This window comes from Gluconobacter cerinus, assembly GCF_002723935.1.
GTDB lineage: Bacteria > Pseudomonadota > Alphaproteobacteria > Acetobacterales > Acetobacteraceae > Gluconobacter > Gluconobacter cerinus.
In genome coordinates, this window is the sequence record NZ_BEWM01000007.1 from 1 (window position 1) to 12542 (window position 12542).

The 12542-nt window shown below is 55.0% G+C and carries 10 protein-coding genes; 8 read left to right on the plus strand and 2 right to left on the minus strand.

Translation table 11 applies throughout. From position 1 onward, the window contains the following. From GCE01_RS14160 to GCE01_RS14170, 3 genes are all read left to right on the plus strand, one after another. A partial coding sequence (locus GCE01_RS14160; protein WP_099213363.1) for a Y-family DNA polymerase occupies nucleotides 1-1360 on the plus strand: 1360 nt, incomplete at its 5' end. Next, entirely contained in the window at nucleotides 1336-1593 is a 258-nt protein-coding gene (locus GCE01_RS14165) for a PDDEXK family nuclease (RefSeq protein WP_244591234.1), read from the plus strand. The genes GCE01_RS14160 and GCE01_RS14165, both read left to right, overlap by 25 nt. 3 nt (nucleotides 1594-1596) lie before the next feature. Further along, nucleotides 1597-4737, plus strand: a complete 3141-nt coding sequence (locus GCE01_RS14170) for an error-prone DNA polymerase (protein WP_099213365.1) — start codon at nucleotides 1597-1599, stop codon at nucleotides 4735-4737. A gap of 190 nt (nucleotides 4738-4927) precedes the next feature. Here the strand turns inward: GCE01_RS14170 and GCE01_RS14175 are convergent, their stop codons facing one another. Further along, nucleotides 4928-5332 (minus strand): hypothetical protein, encoded by a 405-nt coding sequence (locus tag GCE01_RS14175; protein ID WP_244591235.1) that lies wholly within the window; start codon nucleotides 5330-5332, stop codon nucleotides 4928-4930. A 219-nt stretch (nucleotides 5333-5551) separates the two neighbouring features. Here GCE01_RS14175 and GCE01_RS14180 point away from each other — a divergent pair, with 219 nt between their 5' ends. The 5 genes from GCE01_RS14180 to GCE01_RS14195 all read left to right on the plus strand — a co-directional run bounded on the left by GCE01_RS14180 (nucleotide 5552) and on the right by GCE01_RS14195 (nucleotide 10169). Continuing rightward, on the plus strand, nucleotides 5552-6496 hold the full coding sequence (locus GCE01_RS14180; protein ID WP_099213366.1) for a TraB/GumN family protein: 945 nt from the start codon (nucleotides 5552-5554) through the stop codon (nucleotides 6494-6496). Between the two features lie 278 nt (nucleotides 6497-6774). After that, entirely contained in the window at nucleotides 6775-7131 is a 357-nt protein-coding gene (locus tag GCE01_RS17165; RefSeq protein ID WP_244591236.1) for a hypothetical protein, read from the plus strand. Continuing rightward, nucleotides 7128-8051: a hypothetical protein gene (locus GCE01_RS14185; RefSeq protein ID WP_244591237.1), complete on the plus strand. Its 924-nt coding sequence runs from the start codon at nucleotides 7128-7130 to the stop codon at nucleotides 8049-8051. Before GCE01_RS17165 ends, GCE01_RS14185 begins: the two co-directional genes overlap by 4 nt. A 350-nt stretch (nucleotides 8052-8401) precedes the next feature. Continuing rightward, on the plus strand, nucleotides 8402-9382 hold the full coding sequence (locus tag GCE01_RS14190) for an MFS transporter (protein ID WP_244591238.1): 981 nt from the start codon (nucleotides 8402-8404) through the stop codon (nucleotides 9380-9382). Nucleotides 9383-9773: 391 nt separating this feature from the next. Beyond that, entirely contained in the window at nucleotides 9774-10169 is a 396-nt protein-coding gene (locus GCE01_RS14195) for a hypothetical protein (protein WP_244591239.1), read from the plus strand. Between the two features lie 1074 nt (nucleotides 10170-11243). On the opposite strand, the gene GCE01_RS14200 is transcribed toward GCE01_RS14195, so the two are convergent. Next, entirely contained in the window at nucleotides 11244-12185 is a 942-nt protein-coding gene (locus GCE01_RS14200; protein WP_099213368.1) for a replication protein RepA, read from the minus strand. Nucleotides 12186-12542 lie beyond the last annotated feature (357 nt).

Below are 12542 nucleotides of genomic sequence, written 5' to 3' on the forward strand. Positions count from 1 at the left end.
GGGACTGCCGCTGGCACAGGCCCGCTCCCTGGTGCCGGATCTTCTGACGGCAGAGGAAGACGCAGAAGCACAGAGGGCAGCGCTGACCGATCTGTGCTCCTGGCTGATCTGGCTGTCGCCGCTGCCCGCGTTCGATGCTCCGGACGGTCTCTACAGCGACACCACCGGATGCGCCCATCTTTACGGCGGCGAGGCGGCCATGCTGGATCTCGTCAGGGAACGCCTGCAGGCGAGAGGGCATTCCTGCTCCGTGGCGCTGAGCGATACGGCCGCTGCCTCACGCGCCCTGGCCCGCTCGGGGATCGACCGGATCTGTCTCGTGCCTCCCGGTCAGCAGAAGCAGGCGCTGCATCCTTTGCCCTGTTCAGCGCTTCCGTTACCCGAGAAGACGCTGTCCAGCCTTACCCGGCTCGGCCTGACCACCATTGGCGATCTTGCGGACCTCCCTCGCGCGCCTCTGGCCAAGCGATTTGGGGCGCAGCTTCTCACCTGTCTCGATGAGGCTCTTGGGCGGCAGGCCAGCCCGCTCAGCGTGTTTCAACCTGCGGACCGCATTTGCCTGACCCGGTCCCTGGTCGAGCCCATCAGCACATCGGACGCCATTGCCACGGTGATTGCCGCACTCGTGCCGGTTGTCTGCGAGAAGCTGACGGCGCGCGGGGAGGGGGCGCGGCAGCTCGACTTTCTCTGCGTGCGCGTGGACGGATCCATTCAGGCCATCCGCGTGGGGACATCCGATCCGACGGCTGACGTGACACGTCTGATGCGCCTGCTGGGAGACCAGATCCCGCAGATCGCGCCCGAGTTTGGAATTGAAACCGTCATCCTGACCGTCAGCGCGAACGAACCGCTCGAAACCGGACCCGAGCGGTCTGTCCTGCCGGACGTCGGGGCATCCTCGGAGCGCGCGCTCCCGGCCACTCTGATCGACCGGCTGTTGAACCGTCCGGGGGTTGTTTCTGTCCACCAGCTCGCGCCCCGGTTTGCCGCCTGGCCAGAGGACGGGCAGTCTCGCATTTCTCCAGACGACATGGCAAAACCGCCTCTCGCGAGCCAGATGCTCTGGGCGCGGCCGAACATCCTGTTCGATCTGCCCGTCCGGGTGCAGGTCACTGCCCTGCTCCCGGACGGTGCGCCACGCCAGTTCGTCCTCAAGCGGCAGACGCATCGCATTGCGGCGGCCGATGGCCCCGAACGTCTGCTAGGTGAGTGGTGGCAGACGACCGACAGCTACGGCGCGATCCGCGATTACTGGCAGGTTGAGACCACGACCGGCCTGCGCCTGTGGCTGTTTCGCAAAGGCGACGGAACCCACGACTGGTCCGGGTCGGGCGCGTGGTTTCTTCAGGGGGCGTTCTGATGGAGCCCCATGATGACCTGATCCCGGCCAGCACCTCGGACGTGGCCGAAGTCCTGATGCACGCGCTGTGCTATGACGGACGCAGGCGCACGCATGACGCCGCCGAACTGATGGCCCGTCTCGTGGCCGAACGGCTGGTCGCCTATCTGGAACGCTCCGGATTTGTCGTGATGCGCGCGCCAACCAGCAACGCTCCCGACAGCAGCCGGCACCCGCATCCGCACAGACGCTGAGCCGTGAGCGCGCCTTACGTCGAATTGCAGGTGACGTCTTCGTTTTCGTTCCTGCGTTCGGGCAGCCAGCCGGATGAACTGATGTTCCAGGCGAAAGCGCTCGGGTATGGCGCCATCGGTCTGACCGACTGGAACTCTGTGGCCGGGGTAATCCGCGCCCATCTGGCGGCGCGTGAGGCCGGTCTGCGGCTTCTACCGGGATGTCGTCTAACTCTGCGCGATGGCAGTGCGCTCCTGGCCTATCCCCGCAACCGTGCGGGCTGGGCAGGTTTGTGCCAGCTCCTGACCCTCGGTCATCACCGGAGCGAGCGGGACGTTTTCCTTCTAGGGTGGGAGGATCTCGTCGCAGCAGCACCGGACCTCCTCATGATCCTGTTGCCGCCCGAGGATCTGGTAGAGCTTCCCGGGCACGTTGAGAGCCTGCTGGATCTGCCGGGACAAAGGGCAGGCGAAGAAGAGAGCCGGTTTCTCGCGCTGACCATGCTCCGGCAGCCGGGAGACCTTGCGCGGCTACACGCGCTCTCGGCGTTCAGTGCGGCACAAGGTCTGGCCTGCGTTGCGACGGGAGACGTTCTCTACCACGATGCGCGCCGACATATTCTTCAGGACGTCGTTACGGCGATCCGGGAAGGCTGCACCGTCGATAATCTCGGGAACCGCCGTCATGTCCACGCCGATCGCCATTTGAAGGCGCCAGAAGAGCAGGCACGCCTGTTCGCCGCCTTTCCGGACGCTCTGGCCAACACGCGGCGGATTGCCGAGGCCTGCGCCTTCAGCCTCGATGATCTCACTTATCAGTATCCGACCGAAACCGAGCGCACAGGCGAAAGCGCGCAGGACACCCTGACACGCCTGGTCCAGACCGCACTGCCGCGTCGCTACCCGGCCGGGGCGCCGCCTGACGTCGAGACACAGATCGCCCATGAGCTGAGGCTGATCGGCTCTCTGGCCTACGCGCCGTATTTCCTGACCGTGAATACGATCGTGCGTCATGCCCGCTCCCTTGGGATTGTCTGTCAGGGACGGGGATCGGCTGCGAACTCGGCCGTCTGCTATGTTCTGGGCATCACGAGTATTGATCCGGTCCGCTCGGGCCTGCTGTTCGAGCGCTTCATCTCGGCCGAACGGCAGGAGCCGCCGGATATTGACGTCGATTTCGAGAGCGACCGCCGAGAAGAGGTCATCCAGTGGATCTACCGACACTACGGTCGCCACCGCGCGGCCCTGTGCGCGACTGTTCAGCGCTATCAGCCCAAAGGGGCGTTGCGGGAAGTCGGCAAGGTTCTGGGCTTGCCGGAAGATCTGACCGGCCAGCTTTCCAAACATATCGCCTCCTCTCTGGCCGATCCCGATCTGTGCAAGGCCCGTGCGGCGGATCTTGGCCTGAACCTGAAGGATCGCCGCCTCAGTCTGACCTTCCATCTCGCGCGCCTGCTTCTCGGCTTTCCGCGCCAGCTTGGCACCCATCCGGGCGGGTTTGTGCTGACCGAGGATCGCCTGAATGAACTCGTCCCTCTGATGCCGACCGCCATGGACGGGCGGCAGATCATCGTCTGGGACAAGGATGACATCGACGTCCTGCGCTTCATGAAAGTGGACGTTCTGGGACTGGGGATGCTGGGCTGTCTGCGTCGCGGGTTCGAGCTGCTGCACACCGTGTATCAGACCCGGATGGATCTCGCCGCGATCCCGGCCGAGGATCCGCAGACCTATCGCATGATCCAGAAGGCGGACACGCTCGGCACCTTCCAGATCGAAAGCCGGGCGCAGATGTCGATGCTGCCGCGCATGAAGCCGCGGACCTTTTATGATCTGGTGATTCAGGTGGCGATCGTGCGGCCGGGGCCGATCCAGGGCGATATGGTCCATCCCTATCTCCGCAGGAGAGAAAAGCTGGAGCCTGTCACCTATCCGTCCGAGACCCTGCGCGGTATTTTGGGGAAAACACTGGGTGTCCCGCTGTTCCAAGAGCAAGCCATGCAGGTCGCGATTCACTGCGCAGGCTTCACGCCAGGCGAGGCGGACCAGCTCCGCCGCGCGATGGCGACGTTCAAAATGACCGGTGGCGTGTCGCCGTTTCGAGACAAGCTGGTGAACGGGATGCTGGCCAATGGCTATGAGCAGGAGTTTGCTGAACAGACCTTCGCGCAGCTCGAAGGGTTTGGCAGCTATGGGTTCCCCGAAAGCCACGCGGCGTCGTTTGCCCTGATTGCCTACGCCTCGGCCTGGATGAAATGCCATTACCCGGATGTGTTCTGTGCCGCCCTGCTGAACAGCCAGCCGATGGGATTTTATGCCCCCTCGCAGATTGTTCAGGACGCACAGCGCCATGGGGTCGAGGTCCGGCCGATCTGTGTCAACGCCTCACGATGGGATTGCACGCTGGAGCGCGGCCGGAACGGATGGCACGCGGCCGTCAGGTTGGGCTTTCGGATGGTGAAGGGGCTGGCAAACGGACACGGGGCGGCCCTGATTGCGGCCCGGATGCCGGACTATGAGAGTATTGATGATGTCTGGCGCCGTGCGGATGTGCCGGTCTCGGCCCTGGAATGTCTGGCGGAGGCTGATGCGTTTCGGGTGTTCGGGCAGATGCGCCGTGCTGCCCTGTGGTCAATCAAGGGACTGGCGGACACGGCGCTGCCGTTGTTCGAGGCAGCGGATCGGGGGCGGAACTTTCCGCTGCCGGAAGTGATCGAGCCGGAGATTACCTTGCCACTGATGTCAGAGCGGGCCTCAGTGCATGAAGATTACCGGGCGACAGGACTCAGTCTGGACGGGCATCCGGTCGCGTTTCTACGGGAGGGCTTATGGGAAGAAGGGATCGTTCGTTGCGGGGACCTCCCTTATCTGCGGGATGGACGCCGGATCCAGCTCACCGGACTGGTGTTGATGCGGCAAAGGCCAGGGACGGCCAACGGCACCATGTTCGTGACCATCGAGGACGAAACCGGCACGGCCAATCTGATTGTCTGGAAGGATGTGCAGGAGAAATACCGCCGTCCTCTTCTCGCGTCCCGTCTTCTGGCCTGTCAGGGCCGGCTTCAGAAAGAGGGCGATGTGATCCATGTCGTTGTGCTGAGCTTGGAAGACCGCACGCTATTGCTTCAGGGATCTGAGCTGCTCAAAGCACGCGATTTTCGTTAGGAGAAAACGCCGGATCGGCCGATTTTATTTTAAGAATGAAGATATTGTTGTTGGTGTTGAACCTGTGGAGTTGTGGGCAGAGCCGCGCCTGTGGTCAGCCTGCAGGGCTGTCCATCAGGACGCGAGCGACCGTAAAACGGCTGTCCATAAATCCACAGGCTTTACGCGCGTCGAAAATCAAATCAGCACATCAATCGTGCGGCTGTGACGGCCCCTCGACCTTTACGACTGAGACCCGGGCGTTCGAGTAGGGTGTAGCGGACGGATCAGGATGCGTAATGATGTCTGAACCGGCAGCGGCGGCGAGCAACGTGCCAAAATATGGATCGTTTTCTTTTGCGATCGAGAGGATCTCGTCCGCGCTGACGGGCGCGCCAAACTCTTTCCCGAGCTTGCTCAGGATATAATTGTCCAGCACCGCATGAATCATGAATGGTTGGTTCCGGAGAGACAGCAGAGCTAACAAATTCTCTGGCATGTCTTCGTGAGGTTCCGCCTCCATAACGGCGTCCACGTTATCGAGCAGAACGTGGAGCACGACACCGTAGATCGTGATCTCCAGCACACGCTGCTCACCGCTCTCTGTATCAGTCATTCCTGGCTCTCCTGTTTGGTGACAGGAGGATAGTCGGGCTGCATTGTGCGACTGAGAAGTGACGTATCAATGATAGGATGAGAATCCTGTCTCGAAAGAGACACTGTGCTCCAGCGGCGAATTGTTTCAGCAGGGCGCTATTATTACTTTTCTTCGGATGGCCTTTTAACTTTCACGAAAAGAGCGGAAATCCAGCGTGTAATTTGGGGATGACTGAATATGACTGACAAGCATACGACCATAAGGAAAATTTGCGTTCTGATCACTCTCGGCGCGATCATGGTGCTTCGTTGTTCTGTGGCGTTAGCAGGCGTCGAAGCTATTCAGATCGAAAAATCAGGTATCAAACCAAGTATTATCGTACCAGGCGTTCATGCTCCTGTCTTCGGTATCGAGGCGCCAAGTGCAGCCGTTTTCGTAGGAAAATCAGTCCTTCTTTCTGAAGGGACGGAAGCCAACCAAGACGCAAAGACCCAACCTGAGAAACTCGAACATTCCGTACCTGAAATCGTACTTAATCCTACCGTGGTCGCCTCGTGGGTCAACGGCATAGATATCGAGAAACTTAAGTCCAGACTGCAACTACATCTCGCATGTTATACTGGACAGGAAATGCTTCGAGCACGTAATACAGATATGTACTCGCGTGTACTGTTGAACATGAAGACAGCACAAGCAGCAGAATTTATTCTCGAAATGCCATGCCCGCAGCCAGCAGGTCTATCCCGTGACGACCTCGTGCGCACTGAAGCGCAAGAATCAGGCGTCACGATCAAGCGGCTTGAACATCTCAACGAGTGGGAGGCGGTCCAAAAGGAAATTCCGGATGACTACTATCGTGACTCAATCGTTGAGATGCTCAAACGACCTGAGGAGAACCTTTCGTCGCCCCCATTCGTGTCCTTCGTCCAAAACGGACAGTACGATGAATTCGACGCCTGGATCAGAAATCGTAACGTCACGGTAAGCCAGAAGAAAATGTATGAGTACGATGTCACCAAACGAACCAGCCAGATGTATCGAGCTATGACCCCATATGTACGATCTGGCGGTGCAGTCATTTTAATCGGAGCTGCTCATCTTGGCGGCCCAGATGGATTGGCGGCTCTACTGCGACGCGATGGGTATTATTTGCGTCCGATCACACTGCCCGAGCATAAATAGACTATTCACGCTAAATGGCCGCCTTCGAGCCGATTAGGGGGGTAAACGGACGGTCGGCTTTGTACAGGGCGATCGATAAAACCGGACATTCATATGGACGATACCCGCGAAAGTTTTCACTCTATTCCGATCGTTCAAATAACCCTTAAGACTCTAGTGTAAGCTGATGACATTATGGTTCTATCTTGCCGCTGTAGTATCCGACGATATCATCTAGTTTGGTCGTCGACCGTGGGCGGTGAAATTCTGCAACGCAACCCACTAACCCGGAGGCGTATATGCTGACTGTCCTGCATCCTGAAGTGAGGTCGCTTGTCGGGCAGTTTGCGGGCGGCCTGATGCCTATTCGACTTGGCACGGACGAAAAATATTCTCTGATTGTAAAAACGCAGAAAGAAGCAATATTAGCGGCGAAGATGAATGGTGGATTTGCCCTGTACCTGCCGGCACTGCCATCCACGACGGCCACGACCACTGCACTAGTTACAGCCTTTTTTGATGATGATGATCAGCCATTGATTGTCCGCTCCCCTCTGTTTAGAGACGACTCATTCTCCCGCGAGATACTTACCATCCTCAAAAGTATAATGAGGTCAATATCTACTTCTTCGATGACCAGAACTATGAGTGGATGAGCTTCAGGACGGCTCTAGAGGACGGTGGGAGCTGCCTCACAGACAAGGAGGAGATTCATCTGCTCACCTACAATCCTGAAACGGCTAAAAGCGTTCATCAGGGCTTAATAAACTGGTTCGGACAGCGAACGCGCGATGACGATGATCGTGCCATTCAAGCGGTGTTTAAGAGTGAGCTGGCGCCCAATGATATCCTTGTCCTCGACATGACGCCCGAAGTGAATGGCTACCAGGGAAGTACAGGATTCCGGCACGACTCTTTGACGCGTACTAATCCGGGCTATTTTCAGGAACGCGATATCTCGGTTTGCTTGTTACGTGCATTCAACCCAGAGAGCATCATGATGAATCCGCTACGTAAGGATACGTCCAAGGAGATACTTGACCATCTCGTGCTGACCGACTCCGTCGCCATTCTCATTCAGGCCAAGGACAGTCCGATTACAGAAGCTGGTCTTAGTCGCTCCCTTGATCGCAAGAGACGTGCGACCCGTAAGGAAGTCGACGACGCTATCCGCCAGATCAACGGTGCGGCTCGGTATCTTGGTCGCGAAGCGGTAGCGAGACTGGTCGTAGGCGGTGAAGACGTCGAAGTCTCCATCGGACAGCGTCAGATCATCGGGCTAGCCATCGTAAAGGAGCTTTTCGATGATGAGGGTGACGTCTATGCGACGGCGTGCGGGAAGCTCGCAGGGTTGCGCGGCGGCGGGCTCGTTATGGATTACAACTCTTTTCATGCTTTCACCCATCATTTCACAGCAGCGGATGCCTTTATCAGTGCGCTTCATACCCTTATCGCACGCATGAGAACTGGAACTTGGTTTCCCGTGAAGCACGCCGTGCTCGACGGAATTCTGGATTTGATTGACAATATCTCTGGACAGAAATCCGACACGCCAACGTTGCCTTCGCCAAGATGAGGGCAACTGCCGCCTCTCTGCTTCATATTCCTTGAGCCGATAGGCAGTTTACGGGGGCAAGCAGACTGTCCGATATCTGGCTTGACCTGCGCGACTTTTTTGATTGTGGCATATGTAGGTGTGACAAGAGTGCACAATGCCTTCAAAGGAATTTTCATTTGTTCTCGCTGAAAAGCCCTCAAGCCGATTCAACTCGTGCACAATATTCCACACGCATAGCATTTCTGATTGCAGGATTCGCGGGGGCCGCGTGGGCACCGATTATTCCTTATGTAAAATTTCGATGTGGTTTGAGTGATGCCCATCTAGGACTTTTACTGCTGTGCCTTGGTGCAGGCTCGATCGTATCCATGCCGGCAGCTGGAAGTCTGGCGGGGCGCTACGGTTGTCGTTGGATCATTGCCATTGCAACCCTCGCTATCTGTGCTGCTCTTCCGGTTCTGGCCTCTTCTGCTTCGATACCTCTTTTGGCGACTGCACTGGTCATGTTTGGAGCGGGCGTTGGAACCATTGATTGCGTCGTTAATGTTCAGGCTGTCATTGTTGAGCGTGCATGCAAACGAACAATGATGTCCGGTTTTCACGGCCTTTTCAGTGTGGGAGGTCTTCTTGGAGCGGTAGCTGTCAGTAGCCTGCTCAGTCTTGATTTCTCTCCAGCAATCACGTCTGTATCTGTGGCAGCCTTGTTAGTTCTGAGCGCCATTCTTGCTCTGCCAGGCCTGCTTACAGGGCGGACCAATGCAGAAGAAAGTGCTTCGTTTGTATTGCCCCATGGCGTCGTTCTCGCGATCGGCATGATGTGTTTCATTGTTTTTCTGACTGAAGGCGCAGCCATAGATTGGAGTGCTGTTTTTCTTGCGACCGCCCGCCATATTGATGTGCGATACACAGGATTAGGATATGTTGCATTTGCATGCACCATGACTTTGAGTCGACAGTTTGGAGATTATCTTGTAAATCGTGTTTCGGGGCGTTTCCTAGTTACAGGCGGAAGCTTATTAGCTGCGCTTGGGATGATCCTGATTACAGTCGTACCTATATGGCAGATCACTTTATTTGGTTACGCCCTTGTAGGAGCAGGATGTGCCAATGTTGTTCCAATCCTTTACTCAGCAGTGGGACGACAGCGTTATATGCCCGAACACCTTGCTGTCTCTGCCATCACAACCCTTGGATACTCAGGAATTCTGACCGGTCCTGCCGCTCTCGGGTTTATCGCTCAGATCACTGACCTGTCACTTGCACTTGCCATTGTGGGAGGTCTTTTGGCTGTCGTTTCTGTGATGGGAATGCTGATCCCTCCGACACTGCTGCAAAACAGGTCGTCTTAGTTCTCCGCCCGAAATCTAAATGATCCAGTCCGATCTTCATGACGATATGTCTCATTCCAAAAGTTCAGGTTGAGATCGCCAAGCGTAAATTTGGTCATTTTTGATTATCAGATCATCGTCGTGAGAAAGGTGTTCCCTTGCAAGTCTTGACGGTCTGCATCGGAACGTCGTCTCCGCGGTCTTGGTGGGCCATCTATATCCAATCTTGCAATGTCTGCTTTGCAAACAGGAGCACAGAGATTTTGTACGCCCGATATGACGGCGCAAGCGGATACGAGAGCCGTTGAGAGAATAATCGAAAGCGTATGCTAAGCTTTTCCCTCATTTGAAAAAAACGGAATATCCTCATTCTTGAGAGCATGCGTCACGCAAACGAGAGACTTTCGAAATAATGCTTATAGACAAATATGTTCCGAGCTTTCATTTCCGTGAACGGCACACGCTGGAAATAAGCGCACAGGCTTCTGATGTGTTTCGGGCCGCCATAAATTATAAGCCAGACAATGATCCGATCATTCGTGCTGCTATTGTCATTCGGGAATTTCCCAACAAGATCATTGACCGAATTGAAGGAAATTCACTTCCGGCCAAACGCCCATTCAGTCTGAGAAACTTCACTCTTCTGGAGCATTTAGAGGACCGCGAAGTGGTGTTTGGGCTCGCTGGCCGCTTCTGGCAGACAGACTACGGGCAGGCTTCCTTGCAAGACAGTGAAGACTTCGTGCGTTTTAACGCCCGTGGTGCAGCCAGGCTGGCTCTAAACTTTTCCTGTCGAAAGTCTCGGTAACAACCGGACGCGCCTCGCTACCGAAACGCGCGTTTGTTGTCTCGACGTCGAGGCAAAGCGAAAATTTACGCCTTACTGGTATCTGATACGCCCGGTCAGCGGATTGATAAGACAAAAGATGCTTGCGACCATCGCGCGCACGGCCACGGTTTCGTAGTCCGGTGGTACAATAACTGTACCATGGCCCAGATTGTAGCTTTGGCGCGGCAGTCGGCCAGATAGTTTGCTATGCCGGTTACGGTGATACATCGCCCCCACCAGCATGCGGCGGCTCTTACGTCACATAAGCGGCGCCAATTGTCCGCGCCCAAACAAGAACGCCACAGCACAGACATAATGCGACACGGAAATTGAATTTTAAATCCAACATGTCCGCAATGAGGAAATTAGCGTGGCCATCTGAACGACTGACATGAGGCGTAAGCCGACATGCGGCTAGTCCTTTCTGTTGGGGACAGCATAAGTTCCATATCCCTGTCGTAAAACAGATGTTTTCCGACAGGCAGGCTGCACCTGTGACGCGCCACTGTGTGTCCTGAGCAAAATCTTAAGGAGAAGTGGCAACAAACCCTGTCGGGTTGGCGTAAGCGGCGAGAACGTGGAAAATAGGGTTTTCCGACAGGCTTATCGGCTATATGTGCGTTTTTCTTCTGTCGATGTGCGCCAATTAGTGGACCTGCTTTCGGCTCAAGGTTAGTCGTCGGGCAAATACAACAAGTCACACTATCCTCGCACTTGGTGCTACATTTAGCCGAGCGCCGGATGTAGGCTTCACGTGGCAAGGTCTTGATAGTCTCGCGAGCTTTACTAACGTACGTTACATCGTAACACCAGAAGTGGAACCAGTGATTAACGTCCATACCCAGCAGGAATCCGTTCCCGACTCTATAGACTTTGTTAACGCCATCTCAGTGCGCGCCGATTGGGAATACCTTCTGCCGCCACTGTCTTGGATCAAGACTGCTTTTTACTTCCATCTGAATAGCTTAGAGTCCTTTTCAAATCAGGGCTAAACACCTCAAAGTCCATGCTGCAGGTAAAGGCTTCGAGCCTTCCAAATTTTCAGTGGGAACTTTAGCGACTTTCTCGCTGTCGAATTTGAGAAGATTTAGGCGTTTTTGGAGATATTGGCGGCTTTGACGGGTACAAGGTTAGTCCAGCTGATGTCACATCAGTCTTAGCATCTGGGTATACAGCTTGAGCTAATTTTAAATTATCGATGAATTTTGCTTTAAAGTGGCCCATGCGAACGACACCCGTCCCAAATTGGGCTTTAATAGCAATCCAAGATATAGGGGTAGGGCGATGTAAAACATGTAGTCGATAAGCTAGCCAGCAATAAATATCGAGGGCTTGAGAGTGCCCATTTAAAGATCTAATCGCAGCTTCCTCAATTGGAACGGGGTGGCGAATTAGTTGTTCAAAAAATACTTCTGATAACTTCACACGTTCTAAGAATTGTGTCTTATTTTGCGGATTATCATCGAAAAACATCGCTGTGTCGACAATGTTTTGATTGATTAGGCCGCTAGAGTTCCCACCATGAAATTCGAAGTTAATTCGGCATCTAGAGATGCGTTCAGCTTGTTCGCGTACGTCGGCAATGGATTTTCCGCCTTGTGGAATACCCATTCGTTTGAGCCAATCTCGGAGGCTTCGGCCTAATTCAACCTCTCGATTGTTAGTTTTTAGCGCCTCGGTTTGTAAATAGAGCATAATTAGGCGCGCTTTAGATCCGTATGGAACTCCGACATAAACTGGCTGGCCTGAGGGTGATGCCTTTCGACCAGGTTCTACAACCATCGTCACTCTGTCGGTCGTAACTTGCCATGCGGCGTCATCAGAAAGCCTTTTATGTGGTAAGCCTACGTGAGTGAAGCCGCTGTAGAGAAAGCCAATAGAGCTTTCTTCCATTGCCATATATTCCGCCGCAATTTTGATAATGCGACGGTCATAATCGAAGGAGAGAGCGCCTTGGCGGCCTTCGTTCTCGATAAGGTCATGGATAGTTCCCATGAAGCAAGTTTTACACCGTTGATCGAGTTTGTCTCCGGGAACTTTAGCGACACTTTGGCTACTAGGAAAAGATATTAGGAATTAGATATTAGTATGTGCCGCTAAAGTTCTCGGGATAAGGCATTTTTTCCGAGTCTCAGGTCGCTAATGTTCCCGATATCGGCCCCTAGAGTTCCCATAACGTCTCTAGAGTTCCCAAAGATCGCTAAAGTTCTCGGGAACGAATGTGCCGCTAGAGTTCCCGCACAGATCATCGAAGATGGGAACTTTAGCGACACCAGGTCGACTCGAGGCCCTGAACTAGTGAGCGTGCGAATAAAGAATATGTTTTTTAAGAGGCTGAAAAGAAACGTTTTA